The sequence below is a fragment of the Nonomuraea sp. NPDC049141 genome, from assembly GCF_040648415.1.
Taxonomy (GTDB): domain Bacteria; phylum Actinomycetota; class Actinomycetes; order Streptosporangiales; family Streptosporangiaceae; genus Nonomuraea.
Genome location: NZ_JBEZDR010000031.1, coordinates 167,853 through 181,743, shown reverse-complemented (window position 1 = coordinate 181,743; position 13,891 = coordinate 167,853). Strand labels below are relative to the sequence as shown.

Here is a 13,891-nt window from a genome sequence, read left to right as displayed (position 1 = left end):
GCCACGAGCGTAGGTCCTTGCGTAGTGCGAACTTTGGTCGGTTCAGCACGGCAACCTACGCTCGTTCTCTTTTACACCGCATCTCGGACGTGACCCGCGATGTCCGGTCCTGCAGGTGGACCCCAAGATGCTGCCGCGCCTGGACGAGCTCGAAGCCGACCTCATCGTCCGCCGCAGCCGGGCCCTGCACGAAGGCTGGCTCGGAGAGATCGAGGGCATCGATCTCACCCTCACCTTTCTTCAGCAGAAACGCGAGCAGGCTCAGCGGCACCGGCGCACTACCGTCATGCTCGGCCTGCCCACACGGCCTGGTGCACCAGACCACGCACCATGATCAAAGTTGCGAAGTGCAGAGAATACGGCAAGGACGGCGACCTGGCCAGGCAGAACAAGGAGTCCCAGGAGGCAGGCGATCCTGAGCTCCGACAGCCGCCCCCGACCGGCACGAGAACACGATCAACGACACACCAGCCCTGTGACCAGCGACTCCAGATGATGGATCTTCATTCGACAGCTTGCCCGTCGTGGGACCGCGATTGCTGACCGTCATCCGCTGACGGCGGCTCAGCGATCCGGCGCACCCACCCGTCGGCTCGCGTTCGGCGCCAGGTGGCTGCGGAAGAAGCCGGTGGCCGCGGCCGAGGCTTGAGCGAACTCGGTCGTGTACGGGCTGAAGTGCCCGCCGGAGAGCATTACCAGCTCTTTCGGATGCAACGCCCGGTTGTAGGCGGCGAGAGCGGTGTCGGTGAGTGTGACGGTGTCCTGCTTCCCGACGATCATCAGCAGCGGGGTGGGAGAGACGCGATCGACGAACGCGCCCGGCTCGTACATACGCGCCTTGCGGGTGGAGCGGACGGTGACGGAGTTGTCCCAGCGGGTGCCATCGGGGAGCTCCTGGAGGTAGTAGCTGACGGCGTCCGGAGCCCTGTAGGAGGCGGCGACGGCCGGGTCGGCGCTGACCAGAGCCTGGGTGTGCGGTGGTTCACCGGCCAGTTGGGCGCGTTCGTCGGCATCGAGGGCGGCTTCCAGCGCGGGGAGGTCGTCGGGGGCGACGCGGCGCCTGGACTGCTCGAAGCCGCTGATGGTGGGTACCTGGGCGACGACGGCCTTCAGACGTCGGTCGGTGGCTCCGAGCACGAGGGCGTGTCCGCCGGCGTAGCTGGATCCCCACAGGCCGATCCGGTCGGCGTCGACTTCGGGGCGGGCTTCCAGATAGGTGAGGGCGCGCCGCCAGTCCTCGATCTGCCGCCAGGGGTCGATGTCCTGGCGCGGGGTGCCGTCGCTGGCGCCGAAGGTGCGGTGGTCGTTACTTCTTCCGGGGTGGGCGTCCGGGGTCGTTGGGCGTGGCATCCGCACCTTCCACCTTCTCCCGCGGAGTCCCATCGCGCAAATGGCTCATATGTTGTTGATCGATAGAATCGTGCCACGTGTGGCGAACAGCCCACCGGGTCGCTGTCCCCGCGCCGCGCGAGATCTGCCCCTTTCGTTCCGGCATCCCCGCGCGCGTGCGGGGCGCGGCCCGCCGTTCGCCGAGTCGGTGTCGCACCTGCTGGGCTCACCTGTGCGGCGCGAGGGCCCAGCCACCCGCTCCGCCAAGCGCGCCATCGGATGTCTCGGCCACACCTGCCACGGGCCACCGAGCCCCTGGCCCTGCTCCGCGTCTATGGTCGGGCCCGCGAACCTCGCCCGACGGGCCGGACCGTGAAACCGGGCGGACCCAAAGCGGGCTGGGGCGGGTACGGAGCCGGGAGGAGTTGTGTCAGCGTGCGGGGACGGGCACGAGGCGGAGAACTCCCGCTCGCTGCGGGAGGTGATGTAGCGGGCGTGGGGCAAGGTGGGGATCCACTGGGCGTCCACCTCCTGAGTGTTTCGACGACCAACGCGAAGGTGTGGCTGTCGATGTGCAGGATGCCTTCGTAGTCGGCGAAGTGGGAGCGCAGCCAGCCCCGGGCAGGAGCCATGGTCCGGTCGCCGGCGGCAGGAGGGTCTCGCCGACGCGATGGACATTGACGTCGCCCACGACCCAGGAAGGAACGGGGGTAGCGGGAGGCGTCTGCCCCACCACGCAAGCGAGGACAAGAACGGTGCGGCAACTCGCATCTGCTCAGCAAGCCCTCGGCACAAGCTGCAGGCCGGCCGACGAGGTCAGCCGGCGAGCAGGGTGTCGAGCCAGTCGAAGGTGCGCTGGTGGAACAGGAACATCGCACCCTCGTGGCAGTGCTCGCCCGCGCCTTCGTCCTCACGGAAGGAGATCAGCTCCTTCTGACAGGTCAGCTCGTCGAACAGACGCTGCGGCTGCCCCTTGAAGAACTGGTCGTTCTCGGCTTCGAGCACGAGCGTCGGGCAGGTGACGCGGTCGGCGATACCCGCCATCGTGTACGCCTCGGTCGCCTTGACCAACTCGTCGAGGTCGGACACACCGAAGGTCCACCGGCCGTTGCGCACCACCCATCGCACCATGGTGTTCTGCGCCATCAACGCCTCCAAACCGCCGGGCATCGAAGCCGCACGGCCGGCGGTTGCGGCGATGACCGCGTGGAAGTCGTAGACGCCGTCGTACAGCACGCACGCGGCGACGCGGTGCTCGAAGGCGGCCGCCCTCGCGGCGAGGTAGCCGCCGAGACTCATGCCGATCAGCACCAGTCGCCCGGCGTCCACCTCGGGCACGGTGAGCGCGAAGTCGACGACCGGGGTGACCACGGCCTCCCAGTCCGGCCGGAAGCGCAGGCCCTGCTCGCGAACGGTGCTGCCCTGGCCGGGGCCGTCGAACGCGATGACGTTGTAGCCGCGCCGCAGCGCGCCTGCGGCCAGCGCCGGATAGTCCTCCTCCAGCGTGGAGTCGTACCCGCCGTGGAAGAGCACGGTCGGACGCGGGGTGCCCGAATCGTCGGCGAGGAACAGGTAGCCAGGAAGCGTGGTGTCCTCGTACGGGATGCGCAGGGCGCGGGCCGGAGGGTCGAGCAGGGCGGCCGCGTCGGCGAACGTCTGCTGGGAGGCCTTGGCCAGCCGCGCCGACTCGGTGTCGGCGGCGGGATTCTCGCGGCGGTAGAAGTCGGCGGTCCGGTAGTAGTTGGACGCGCGCAGCAGCGCCTCCCGGGCGCTGACCCGGTGACCGGAGGCCAGCGCGTCCCGGCCGATGCGCTCGATGCGCGCCGCCGTCGCGGCCCAGTTGGCCGACCAGGCCTCCTCGTCCCCCTCAGGGATCTGCCGGCAGGTGACCAGGACCTCGCCCAGATCGGCGCCGGCATAGGCGGCGTAGCCCGCGGCACGCAGTGCCTCGAAGGAGAAGGACTCGTCGTCGAAGAGGAATTTCATCATCGGCTCCTTTCTGTGAATGGAACGGAACGGCAGCGTTCCGTCATGCTCAAAGGTAACATATGGAACGAGACCGTTCCGTTCGCTATGCTCGGGAGCATGACAATGCAGCAGAAGGGCCGGCCGGCGACCGGCGGGGCGGTCCTGCGACAGCGGGTGACCGAGGCGATCACCGAGGCAGCCTTCGCCGAACTCGCCGAGGCCGGGTATGCGCGGATGTCGATGGAGTCAGTGGCCCGGCGCGCCGGCGTGGGGAAGGCCGCGCTCTACCGGCGTTGGCCCTCGAAGCAGCCGATGGTCACCGAGTTGATCCGTAGCAAGGTCGCCGACACGCTCCCGCCCACTCCGGCCACGGGCGCCCTGCGCACCGACCTTCGCGAGCTACTCGCCACCTTCCGCAGCCAACTGTCCAATCCGCTACTTGCCCGGATCGCGGCCGGGCTGCTCGCCGAGGCCAGTCACGACGGCGCTCTGGCGGAGGGGCTCTACACCGGAGTGACCGCACCGCGGCGGGCGGCGGCGCGCGCGATACTGCAGGGCGCGATCGACCGCGGCGAACTTCCCCCCGGGTTGGATCTGGAACTCGGCACCGACCTGCTGATCGCCCCGCTCGCATTCCGCATATTGGCCATGCAGGGCAGCAGTGACGATGAGTATCTGGAAACGCTGACCAACGCGATCGAGGCGGCGTTGAGAGCGGCCGTCCGCTGACCGACGGGCGAACGGCGGACTTCGACGGCGGGGGCGGTGCCTTTCGTAGGCGAGGTGGCCGCCATGAGCATCCGGCACGATGTCGAGGCATCACCGCCCGCCGCCACAAGACTTTCCCGAGCGATTTGATGCGGTTTGTGTACTTCGGCGATGCGTGAGGCGATGGTGGATGTCAGGACACAAGGGCCTGAGGCCTTGATACACGCCCAAATAGCATCAAAAGGAGATGGAGCCTACGCCGTGGACATGAAGCTCGAGGTTGTGGTGCTGCCCGTCGCCGATGTGGACCGGGCCAAGAACTTCTACAAGGCACTGGGCTGGCGAGAGGATGCCGACGTCACCACTGGGGAGGACTTCCGGGTGGTACAGCTGACACCTCCGGGGTCTGGCTGCTCGGTCATCTTCGGCACCGGTGTCACCTCGGCCGCGCCGGGCTCGGCGCAGGGCCACTATCTGATAGTGACCGACATCGAGGCGGCCCGGGCCGAGCTGGCCGACCGCGGTGCCGAGCTGAGCGAGGTGTTCCACGACTCGGGTGGCGTGTTCCACCACGCCGGGACCCGCGAACGGGTCTCCGGCCCGGATCCGAACCGGGCCAGCTACGGCTCGTTCGCGTCGTTCAGCGACCCGGACGGCAACGGCTGGTTCCTCCAGGAGATCACCACCCGCCTGCCGGGCCGGTGACCTGGCTCGACCCTGGCGAGGAGGAGTACTGGCATGCAGGCGACCTATGGTTCCGCGGCCGAGCTGGCCGCCGCGTTGCGCCGTGCGGAGGCCGCGCACGGCAAGCACGAAGAGGAGATCGGGCAGCCCGACCCGGACTGGCCGGACTGGTACGCGCAGTACATGGTGAATGAGCAGACGGGGCGCCCATGAGCGACTACGACGTCATCGTCGTAGGCGCCGGCTCGCCGGGTGAGCACTGCGCCGGCGAACTGGCCGATGGCGGCCTGCGCGTCGCGCTGGTCGAGCGCGATCTGGTCGGGGGCGAGTGCTCCTACCGGGCGTGCATCCCGTCCAAGACACTGCTGCGCCCAGGAGAGGCGGCGCACGACGCGCGCGAGGCGGCGGCCACCGCGCAGGTCGACGTCGGGGCGGCGCTGGCCTGGCGGGACTTCATGGTCTCGGACTACTCCGACGCCGGGCAGGAGCGCTGGCTGGCGAGCAAGGGCATCGCCTTGCTGCGCGGGACCGGCAAGCTCACCGGGATCGGCGAGGTCGAGGTCGATGGCGTACGCCACTCCGCCCGGCATGTCGTCGTGGCGACCGGCTCGGATCCGGTCATCCCGCCCATTTCCGGCCTGCGCGAACTCGACGGCGTGTGGACCAACCGCGAGGTGACCGGCATGAAGGCCGTCCCGCGCCGCCTGATCGTGCTGGGTGGCGGGCCGGTCGGCGTCGAGATGGCCCAGGCCGTACGGCGCCTGGGCGGAGAGGTGGCCCTCGCCGAGGCCGCCGCGCACCTGCTCGCCCACGAGCCCGCGCCACTGGGCGAGGCGCTCGGCGAGGTGCTGCGCGCCGACGGCATCGAGCTGTGGCTGGGCGTGCACGCGACCGCCGCGCGACGCGACGGTGAGGACTACGTCCTGGTCCTCGACAACGGCGGCGAGCTGCGCGGCGACCGCCTGCTCGTGGCCACCGGCCGGCGTCCGCGCGTGGCGGGGATCGGCCTGGAAACGGTCGGTGTGCAAGCCGATGGGCACGGGATCCCGGTCGACGCGCGGCTGCGGGCCGGCGAGCGGCTGTGGGCGATCGGCGACGTCACCGGCGTACGGCTGCTCACGCACGTAGGCAAATACCAGGGCGAAGTCGTGGCCGCCAACATCCTCGGCGAGCCCCGCGAGGCCAATTACGCGGCCATACCGGACGTTGTCTACACAGACCCGCAGGCAGCCGCGGTCGGTGCCGCCGAGGCCCGGTTCGCCGCCACCGTCCCGGTGTCCGAGGTGGCGAAAACGGCCACCTACACGCGCGCCTACGCCGATTCCAACGGATTCCTGACCCTGCTGTCCGATGGCGAGCGGCTGACCGGCGCCTACGCGCTCGGCCCTGAGGCGGGCGAGTGGCTGCAGCAGGCCACCCTGGCCATTCGCGCCGAGGTCCCGCTCGCCGTGCTGCGCGACACCATCCAGCCCTTCCCCACCTTCTCCGAGATCTACGTCTCCGCCCTCAAGGCGCTCCACAACGCCATCACCGCCGCGCCGTAGCTTCATGGGTGTGCATCCCTTCCGGCAAGTCTCGTCGCCTTGTCCGCCCTCCGGAGGCGAGCGGCGCTAAGAACAGGCAGGTGGGATCAACCAAATCGCTTCGTTCGTGGCTACCGGCCGATCCATGGCGCACGCTGCTGATTCTGGTCGCCGTCTGCTACGGGATCGTCCAGTTGGCCACCGTCACTCCCAAGATGGGAGTGGGATGGGACGAGGTCGTCTACGTCAGCCAGGTCGATCCGCGCGTGCCCGCCGCCGAGTTCATCGCGCCCCGCGCTCGGGGAATCACCCTGATCGTCGCCCCGGTGGTGCTGATCACCTCGTCGACGGACGCGCTGCGGATCTATCTGAGCCTGCTGTCGGCCGTGGCACTGTACGCGTCGTTCGGCACCTGGCTGCGGGTACGCTCCGGACCGACGGTGCCCCTCGCCGCCCTGCTGTTCGCGTCCCTGTGGCTGTCGTTGTTCTACGGCAGCGCGGCCATGCCGAACATGTGGGTGGCGTTCGGCGCGGTGGCCGCCGTCGGCTGCTTCGTGCGCTGCGTGCGGCCGGACAGCGGGCGGGGGCCGCTGATAGGGCTGGCGGTGAGCGTGGCCGCGGTGGCCCTGCTTCGCCCGCCGGACAGTGTCTGGCTCGTCCTCCCGCTCGCGGTGGCGCTCGCCAAGCCGGGATGGCGGCGGATCGGAGCCGGGGCCGCTCTGATCGTGGGCCTGGTGGCCGGCTGGGCCGACTGGATCATCGAGGCATTCGTCCGCTTCGGCGGGCTGGCCGCTCGATGGCAGGCCGCCGGCGCGGCGAACGAGACCGGCCTGCACTTCTCCCTCTATGAGCACGCCCGAGCGCTCAACGGACCACTGCTCTGCCGGCCTCCCGCGCACTGCGGGCCCGTCGTGCTGCCCTGGCTGCTCTGGTGGAGCGCGATCCCCGTCCTGGTCCTGCTCGGTCTGTACGCGGCGCGACGCCGTGGACGCCTGGCCGAGTGCGTGCTGCCGGCCCTCACCGGCCTGTCGCTGGCCGTGCCGTACATCTTCCTGGTCGGCTACGCGGCGCCCCGGTTCCTGCTGCCCACGTACGCGCTGCTGGTGTTCCCGATCGCGCACAGCGCCCTCTGGCCGCTGGAAGGGTCACGCGGGCGGGTGGCTCGCCGTGCCGGTGCGGCTCTCGTGGCCGCCGGCTTCCTCGCCCAGTTCACCCTGCAGGGCCTGACGCTCGACAAGGTCGTCTCGCCTCGCCTGTCCAAGCGGCAGGCCGACGTCGAGGTCGCCGGCGCGTTGGCCACGTTCTCCGTGCACCGGCCTTGCCTGGTGTACGGCGAGCACGCGGTGATGATCGCCTACCGGATGGGCTGCGAGGGGCACACCGTCTTGAGCTGGCCGCAGGACAGCGCGGTGCCGTCCGCCGTGCTCGGCGCCCAGGACGCGGGAAAGACCGTGGTCGCCGTCGACAAGGGCCGGTCGATCCCGGCGCCGTTCCTGCTGGCGTGGGAGAGGCGGCGGCTGCCAGGAGTGCGGCCCGGCACGTGGTACGCCTACGTTCCCCGCTGACCTGAGCGCCGCCTTCAGAGCTCGCCGCAAAATTTCATGTTGCAGAGATTGATGAAGAGAACTTTCAGAGTTATGTTCATGATCGACCCTCCCTCCCGAGGAACTGGGCGCCTAACACATCCCCCCAAACGCACCTGTTCGAGAGGTGAGCATGCCCACAACCGGCAGGCCGACCTGGCCGAAGACCCTCAGATTCGCGATCACCGCCCTGTTAGTCACTCTCGCGGCGGCGCTGGTCCCCCAGTCCGCCTCGGCGCAGGTCCTGGCCGTGTCCCACAAGAGCCCGTTCAACTGCGGGAAGACCTTCTACGCCAACAACTGGACCGGGACCCCCGCCCACAACCCATCGGGCTCCATCGACTGGCAGGACTACGGCAGCGACGACATCAACGGTGAGACCGTGCGGGCCACCGCCGCGGGCACCGCGTACTTCTACGACGCGGGAAGCACCAGCTACGGCAAGTGGGTGCAGATCAATCACAGTGACGGCACCAGTACCCGCTACGCCCACCTCGCCACCCAGGTGAAGTCGGCCGGCAGCTCCATGACCGTCGGCCAGGGCACCGCGATCGGGACCGTCGGCTCGACGGGCGGCGCGACCGCCGCGCACCTGCACTACGAACAGCGCACCTCCAGCGGTGCGATGGACACCAGCCCGACCGTGGACGGCGTGAACGTGCCCTTGGGCACGAAGAAGGCCGTGACGAGCACCAACGCCTGCGGCGGCAACCCCTACACCCCCGAGGAGGTCTGCGGCAGCGATTACTCGGTCATCGACTCGGCCGCCCTCACCGGTGGCCGCACCTATCTGCTCTACAACTCGGGCAACGGCTACAACTGCGTCGTGACGTTGAAGACGACGAGCCTCGGCACGGCGTCGGCGGTGTCGGCGTTCCTGGAGCCGCAAGGGGAGAGCAGGACGACCGACTCGGGCAGCTACGCCTACTATGCGGGGCCGGTCAAGCGGGACGCGGCCGGACAATGCGTCAAGTGGGGCGGCTCGGTCGGCAGCAGCTCATACACCAGCGGCTTCGAACACTGCGACTAGGAGCGTTGTTCATTCGGTGATCGGTCGCTGAAGGAGCCGTGGCAGGGTTCCTTCAGCGACTGGTTTTTTGCGCCAGATGATGCTGTAACGCAACAAGAGGTGACGGCGGTACTGGGAGCCGGGCAGGATCTCTGTCGCCAACGCCCGCATCTGCGGATACGTCACCGGCGGCGGCCACACCGTGGGGGACGGATGCTGCCAGAGGCCCTTCGCGGCGCGGTGGACGGTACCGACGACGATGCCGGCCAGGTCGCGCGGCAGGTCGTTGGGCATGGTGCTTCGGGCCAAGCCGACGATGGCCAGGACGCCACCGGGTCGCAGCAGGTCGCGCATGCGGGCCAACCCGGTGGCGGCGTCCATGTGATGCAGGGTGGCCACCGACGCGATGACGTCGAACGAGGCCGGCTCGAAGGGGTGGGTGAGGAAGTCGCCGAGGATGTAGTCGACGTCGTCCGGGTACTCGCGGGCTTGGCCGATGCCGGCCGCGTCAAGGTCGATGCCGGTGACCTGCGGCACGGCCTGCCGAAGCGCGCGGGCGAGCATGCCCTCGCCGCAGCCGATGTCGAGGGCGCGCTTGGCGCCGTCGGGGACCGCGCGCAGGATGCGGGGGTGGTAGTGGATGTTGTGGTTCCACCGCTTTCCGTCCTTCACTGCCATGTGATCATCCTGTCGAACATGAGCCCCGCTGGTCGGGTGGTCGGTGAAACCGGGCAGTCAGCTGGTGAGGAGGCCCCGGGCGCGCAGGCCGGAGATGACGTCGGACGGCAGCGCACGGCATTTCGGTGTACGCCACGTCGAGACGTTCCAGCCGCCACAACCCGGAGAACGGGGTGAGGCCGTAGATCTGCTCCAGACCTTGGAGGGTCAGCGTACGCAGTGCGGGCATGTGGGCGAGAGCGGAGAAGTCCCGCAGGTCCAGCGCGTAGCACAGGTGGACTTCGGCGATCGATGGATGCCCTTCGAGCCCGTCGAGCGAGGCCGGTCAGGGCGGGCAGTCGAGACAGCGGGCGCAGGTCCGGGATCGACGAGCTCGGCAGACCGAGTTTCGTGAGGTGGGGGTGGTGGCCGAGGCCGTCCAGGCTTGTCAGGTTCGTGCAGCCGCTGAGCCACAGCCTGCGCAGCCCGGGCATGGCGTCGATGCCGTCGTGGCTGGTCAGGCGGGCGCAGTGCATGGTCAGTTCGGTGATGGATTCGAGGCCGTACAGCCCGGCGATGGTGCTGATCTTGGTACCGGCCAGATCCAGCTCGGTCAGCGGCGTAGCCCGGACAGCGCACGTACGTCCTCGATGGATCGGCAGTTGTCGAGACTGAGGTACTCCAGGCCGGGGAAGGCGTCGCCGACTCCTTCGACGCTGCTCACCCCGCTACCGCGCAGGTCGAGTCGGCGGAAGCGACGCAGACCGAGCAGCGCTGAGATGTCGGATATCCCGCGACAGCTCAGGAGGCTGAGAGTCTCCAACGCGGCGAGCCCGGCGAGCGGCGCGAGGTCGGTGACGGCCGCGCAGCCGTCCAGCTCGAGCTCGATCAGCCCGGTCAGTGCGGCGAGCTCGGAAAGGTCTGTCAGGCTCGTGCAGTGGTCCAGGCGCAGTGTCCGCAGTGTCGTCAGGTGCCGCAGGCCGGTGAGGGAGCCACGCCTGCGAAGTGCCAGTTCGGTACGTCCTTCACCGGCGAAGGCAGGGGCGAGAAGGCACGCGGCGAAAGCATCCGGGTCTGGGGACTGCGACAAGCTGCCGGACAGTTTTCCAGGCGCGCGCGGGGGATGCGGACGTCAGCTTGGCGCGCAGGACAGTCAGGTCCGGCGATTCCGGGGAGGGAGTCATGACACGGCACCCTACGGAGCGACACGGACATTCGCCCACCGACTCGCTTTTTGACGACATGTGGCACGGTCTGCCGGGAGTGCGCGGGACAGCATGCCCTTGCCGCAGCCGATAACGGGGGCACGCCGGGACCCTTCACCGAGCGATGGTGCCCCGGAGGAACTCGACGATCTCCGCCCGCGCGGCCTTCGCCTGCGGCACCACGCCCGGCATGCTGAGGAACGCGTGCGTCGCCCCGGGATATTCGGTGAGCCGCGCGGGCGTCCCGGCCGCTCGCAGTCGCTCGGCGTAACAGCGACCGTGATCGGCCACCGGATCAATGGTGGGCACCAGCACGAGCGCTGGAGCCAGCCCGCTCAGGTCGTCGGCGTACAGCGGCGACACCGCACGAGGATCCGTCCCCGGCGGAACGGCGAACCGCTGGAACAGCCGCATCTGCGTCATGGTGAGCATCGGGCTGTGGGCGTACCGGCTCATCGAGGCGTGCTCGAACCCCGTCGGTGTCAGGTCGACAGGGGAATTGGCCAGCACCTGCGCCCGCAGGGGCAGGCCGGAGTCTCTGGCCCGGATCGCGGCCAGGGCGGTGACCATCGCGCCGGTGCTCTCACCGAAGACGGCGGTCCGCGCCGGGTCGACTCCCCACTGCGCCGCGTGCCGCACCACGTGCTGGAGCACGTCCCAGCCGTCGTCGACGGCCGCCGACAGCGAGGTCTCCGCGTCGAGGAGGCGGTGCTCGACCGAGACGACGACCGCGGGCAGCCGCGCGGCGAGGTGACTGTTCACCCAGTCGCTCTGCACCGCCGTGCCCACGAACCCACCTCCGTGCACGTGGAGCACGAGCGGCAGGCCGAGCCGGTCGGCGCCTTCGCGCCCGGGCGAGGGCCGGGACACCCGGACCTTGAGCCGACGGCCGGGCAGCGCCACTTCCTGCCACTCGATGGTGGCGCCGCAGTCCGGGAACCCGAGGATCAGCCGTGCCCGACGGGACGCCCGCTTGCGGTTCACCGTGTCGCGCAAAACGACCAGTTCCTCGGCCGTCATCGCCAACCAGTCCGGCTCCTTTCCCAGGGCACTCATCAATCGGATGCCCAGCGGCGGCCGCTCCGTTGTCTCGCTCACGTGTCCCTCTCAGGTTTCGCTACCTCAAGTATCGATACCGATGGTAGCGCAAGAGGTTATGGTGTGGGCATGACCCGAGCGACCACCTCCGCCAGGCCACCCGGTCGCCCGCGATCCGGCGTCCACGCCGTGGTCTTCGCCGCGACGCTGAGCACGGTCCAGGAGCTCGGCTACGCGCGTGCCACCGTTGACCGCATCGCGGCGGTGGCCGGCGTCGCGAAGACGACGATCTACCGGCGCTGGCCGTCGAAGGGGGCGCTGATCGTGGACTGCCTCCTTGACGCGTTCGGCCCGGTGCCGCTGGAGGGCGCCAGCCGAGCCGAGCTCATGACCTCGGCCATCCGCTGGATCGCGGCGAAGATCGGCGAACCCGGGGTGGGCGACGCGTTCGCAGGCGTGTTCAGCGACGCCGTCAGTGATCCGGCCCTGCGCGAGGTGCTGTCCTCACGGTTGCAGGACCCGTACCGGCTCGCGCTCCAGGAGGCGCTCGGCGAGCCGGAGAACCGGGTCCTGTTCTTCATCGACGTCGTCGTCGGAACCTTGCTCCACCGGATGGGCATGACCGGCGAGCCGATGGTCGACGCCGACATCGCCGCGCTGGTCGAGATGGTCCTGCCGCACTTCGGGGAGAGCGCCGATCCGACCTAGACCTGCTGCCGAACCGGCGATCGGCGTCGGCGACGACTCGGCCAGAGCTCGGGCACCACGGTTCTGGGATTCGCCCGCCGACCCCTTTCCGAGACGGACGGTGGCCGATCAGGCGGGCTCGGCGGCATCGTCCTGGGAGATCGAGGCCACCGGCAGGTCCAGTTGGCGGCCGATCACCTGGGCGATGTCGCGGATCAGCACACCCTGCTCAGCGACCCCGTGCAGGATGGTGCCCGCCGGGGCCTTCTCGAGCGCGAGCCGGAAGAGGCGGGCGGCATCCAGCCGGTGCACCGCCGGCCAGTGATTGACCCGGTCGCCGAGGTAGCCCGACATGCCCCGGCTGCGGGCTATGCCGATCAGGGCCGGCATGAAGCCGTGGTCTCCTTCGCCGTGCACGGTCGGGGACAGACGCACGACTGACGAACGCACTCCGCCGGCGGCCAGAGAGAGCGCCACCGTCTTCGACCAGCCCGACGCCGCCACCGTGCGCAGCCAGCACGCCTGGGTCGTGCAAACGCTGGAGGCCGGACACCCAGCCGCGGCCGAGCGCCTGGGAGTCAACCTCAGTGCCTGCGCCTGGACCACTCTGGACGACCAGTACGCCGTTTCAGTCGCCGAACTCGGCGCTAATCGTCACCGAGATAGCGGTACCCGGCCAGCCGAGGGAACCGCGATCGGGCGATCTGCTCATTCTCCACATCCACCGATTCGCCACTCGGCTCAGCGGTCGACAGCGCCACCCCAGCGTCGGTGCGTTCTTCGTAAACCTCATAGACCTGCGAAGCGTATTCCTCCGCGTGCCCGCCGCTCTCGCAGTTCCACTCGTCCAACAGATCAGCGAAATTATCTGGGTCGTCAACGACCCGCTCGAACGCCAGACGCCCCTGCCCGATGAGCCACGCACGGAAGTCCGCGAACGCATCGTCATTGAACCCCTTGTCGCCATACCGCTCAGGATCGAACCGCATGGCCCACGGGTCGACGTCGAAGTCCTCGGGGTTGCCAAAAACCAGGGCCGCAGCGTCCCAGACCGGCCAGGTGAAGGCGCGGTTATCCACCGTTTCCCAAAGGGCTGTGAAACTCGCCAGCTCATCCACCGTGAGGGCAAGCAGCCGTTCACGCTGCAACCACACCTGCTCCTCGAAGTCCCCGCCACTCGCGGCCCGACACGACTCAACGATCTCCCAGAAATCATCTTCAGTCACGCGGGAATCGTACTCATCCGCATCGCCAGTCCAAGCCCTCAAGCCGGTCGCCATGAGCGGAGGTGTATCCCTAAACCGCCGGCATTCCCTGAGAGCTTCCATCGCCTTGCGGACGGTCACGCGTGCAACGTCGAACTCCTCTTGCAGCCTCACCTCCGAGATGAGGGCGAGGGGCGCGTAAGTGCATACGGCGCTACGACTGGTCCACCTACCCCACCTCCGTCATGGAGGGCGAGCGAATGACCGACCACCGCGCCCAAGAGCTGTGGATGCG

15 protein-coding genes are annotated in these 13,891 nt (G+C 69.1%); 8 read left to right on the top strand and 7 right to left on the bottom strand.

What is annotated here, in order from left to right; genetic code table 11:
• The first annotated feature begins 127 nt into the window (after positions 1-127).
• The gene (locus AB0B91_RS57125) at positions 128-334 is read left to right on the top strand and encodes a recombinase (protein ID WP_358340270.1); all 207 of its coding nucleotides are present in this window, start codon (positions 128-130) and stop codon (positions 332-334) included.
• 230 nt (positions 335-564) lie between these two features.
• Here the strand turns inward: AB0B91_RS57125 and AB0B91_RS57120 are convergent, their stop codons facing one another.
• Positions 565-1,350, bottom strand: a complete 786-nt coding sequence (locus AB0B91_RS57120; protein ID WP_358340268.1) for an alpha/beta hydrolase — start codon at positions 1,348-1,350, stop codon at positions 565-567.
• A gap of 795 nt (positions 1,351-2,145) precedes the next feature.
• Positions 2,146-3,315, bottom strand: a complete 1,170-nt coding sequence (locus AB0B91_RS57115) for an alpha/beta fold hydrolase (protein ID WP_358340266.1) — start codon at positions 3,313-3,315, stop codon at positions 2,146-2,148.
• Between the two features lie 99 nt (positions 3,316-3,414).
• On the opposite strand from AB0B91_RS57115, the gene AB0B91_RS57110 reads away from it, so the two are divergent.
• From AB0B91_RS57110 to AB0B91_RS57085, 6 genes are all read left to right on the top strand, one after another.
• A complete protein-coding gene (locus AB0B91_RS57110) occupies positions 3,415-4,026 on the top strand; it encodes a TetR/AcrR family transcriptional regulator (protein WP_358340265.1) in 612 nt (203 codons plus the stop codon).
• 246 nt (positions 4,027-4,272) lie between these two features.
• Positions 4,273-4,710, top strand: a complete 438-nt coding sequence (locus tag AB0B91_RS57105) for a VOC family protein (protein ID WP_358340263.1) — start codon at positions 4,273-4,275, stop codon at positions 4,708-4,710.
• 33 nt (positions 4,711-4,743) lie between these two features.
• Positions 4,744-4,902, top strand: coding sequence for a hypothetical protein (locus AB0B91_RS57100; protein WP_358340261.1), 159 nt, complete (start codon positions 4,744-4,746; stop codon positions 4,900-4,902).
• Positions 4,899-6,233 carry an NAD(P)/FAD-dependent oxidoreductase gene (locus AB0B91_RS57095; protein ID WP_358340259.1) on the top strand — a complete coding sequence of 445 codons (1,335 nt, stop codon included), beginning with the start codon at positions 4,899-4,901 and terminating at the stop codon, positions 6,231-6,233. The genes AB0B91_RS57100 and AB0B91_RS57095 overlap by 4 nt, the downstream gene beginning before the upstream one ends.
• Positions 6,234-6,313: 80 nt before the next feature.
• Positions 6,314-7,777, top strand: a complete 1,464-nt coding sequence (locus tag AB0B91_RS57090; RefSeq protein ID WP_358340257.1) for a hypothetical protein — start codon at positions 6,314-6,316, stop codon at positions 7,775-7,777.
• Positions 7,778-7,928: 151 nt separating this feature from the next.
• Positions 7,929-8,825 (top strand): M23 family metallopeptidase, encoded by an 897-nt coding sequence (locus tag AB0B91_RS57085; RefSeq protein ID WP_358340278.1) that lies wholly within the window; start codon positions 7,929-7,931, stop codon positions 8,823-8,825.
• A 9-nt stretch (positions 8,826-8,834) separates the two neighbouring features.
• On the opposite strand, the gene AB0B91_RS57080 is transcribed toward AB0B91_RS57085, so the two are convergent.
• From AB0B91_RS57080 to AB0B91_RS57070, 3 genes are all read right to left on the bottom strand, one after another.
• Positions 8,835-9,482, bottom strand: a complete 648-nt coding sequence (locus AB0B91_RS57080) for a class I SAM-dependent methyltransferase (protein ID WP_358340255.1) — start codon at positions 9,480-9,482, stop codon at positions 8,835-8,837.
• 592 nt (positions 9,483-10,074) lie between these two features.
• On the bottom strand, positions 10,075-10,551 hold the full coding sequence (locus tag AB0B91_RS57075; protein WP_358340253.1) for a hypothetical protein: 477 nt from the start codon (positions 10,549-10,551) through the stop codon (positions 10,075-10,077).
• Between the two features lie 229 nt (positions 10,552-10,780).
• On the bottom strand, positions 10,781-11,764 hold the full coding sequence (locus AB0B91_RS57070) for an alpha/beta hydrolase (RefSeq protein ID WP_358340252.1): 984 nt from the start codon (positions 11,762-11,764) through the stop codon (positions 10,781-10,783).
• A 69-nt stretch (positions 11,765-11,833) separates the two neighbouring features.
• Between AB0B91_RS57070 and AB0B91_RS57065 the strand changes: the two genes are divergently transcribed.
• Positions 11,834-12,412, top strand: a complete 579-nt coding sequence (locus tag AB0B91_RS57065; protein ID WP_358340250.1) for a TetR/AcrR family transcriptional regulator — start codon at positions 11,834-11,836, stop codon at positions 12,410-12,412.
• Positions 12,413-12,520: 108 nt separating this feature from the next.
• On the opposite strand, the gene AB0B91_RS57060 is transcribed toward AB0B91_RS57065, so the two are convergent.
• Together AB0B91_RS57060 and AB0B91_RS57055 are read right to left on the bottom strand one after the other, a co-directional pair.
• The gene (locus AB0B91_RS57060) at positions 12,521-12,781 is read right to left on the bottom strand and encodes a hypothetical protein (RefSeq protein WP_358340248.1); all 261 of its coding nucleotides are present in this window, start codon (positions 12,779-12,781) and stop codon (positions 12,521-12,523) included.
• Between the two features lie 257 nt (positions 12,782-13,038).
• Positions 13,039-13,617 (bottom strand): DUF4240 domain-containing protein, encoded by a 579-nt coding sequence (locus tag AB0B91_RS57055; protein ID WP_358340246.1) that lies wholly within the window; start codon positions 13,615-13,617, stop codon positions 13,039-13,041.
• Between the last annotated feature and the right edge of the window lie 274 nt (positions 13,618-13,891).

What these genes read in the sequence shown, in the direction of transcription:
- AB0B91_RS57125 (WP_358340270.1), top strand. Translation starts at nt 128, where the DNA reads ATGCTGCCGCGCCTGGACGAGCTCGAAGCCGACCTCATCGTCCGCCGC.
- AB0B91_RS57120 (WP_358340268.1), bottom strand. Translation starts at nt 1,350, where the DNA reads ATGCCACGCCCAACGACCCCGGACGCCCACCCCGGAAGAAGTAACGAC.
- AB0B91_RS57115 (WP_358340266.1), bottom strand. Translation starts at nt 3,315, where the DNA reads ATGAAATTCCTCTTCGACGACGAGTCCTTCTCCTTCGAGGCACTGCGT.
- AB0B91_RS57110 (WP_358340265.1), top strand. Translation starts at nt 3,415, where the DNA reads ATGACAATGCAGCAGAAGGGCCGGCCGGCGACCGGCGGGGCGGTCCTG.
- AB0B91_RS57105 (WP_358340263.1), top strand. Translation starts at nt 4,273, where the DNA reads ATGAAGCTCGAGGTTGTGGTGCTGCCCGTCGCCGATGTGGACCGGGCC.
- AB0B91_RS57100 (WP_358340261.1), top strand. Translation starts at nt 4,744, where the DNA reads ATGCAGGCGACCTATGGTTCCGCGGCCGAGCTGGCCGCCGCGTTGCGC.
- AB0B91_RS57095 (WP_358340259.1), top strand. Translation starts at nt 4,899, where the DNA reads ATGAGCGACTACGACGTCATCGTCGTAGGCGCCGGCTCGCCGGGTGAG.
- AB0B91_RS57085 (WP_358340278.1), top strand. Translation starts at nt 7,929, where the DNA reads ATGCCCACAACCGGCAGGCCGACCTGGCCGAAGACCCTCAGATTCGCG.
- AB0B91_RS57080 (WP_358340255.1), bottom strand. Translation starts at nt 9,482, where the DNA reads ATGGCAGTGAAGGACGGAAAGCGGTGGAACCACAACATCCACTACCAC.
- AB0B91_RS57065 (WP_358340250.1), top strand. Translation starts at nt 11,834, where the DNA reads ATGACCCGAGCGACCACCTCCGCCAGGCCACCCGGTCGCCCGCGATCC.
- AB0B91_RS57060 (WP_358340248.1), bottom strand. Translation starts at nt 12,781, where the DNA reads ATGCCGGCCCTGATCGGCATAGCCCGCAGCCGGGGCATGTCGGGCTAC.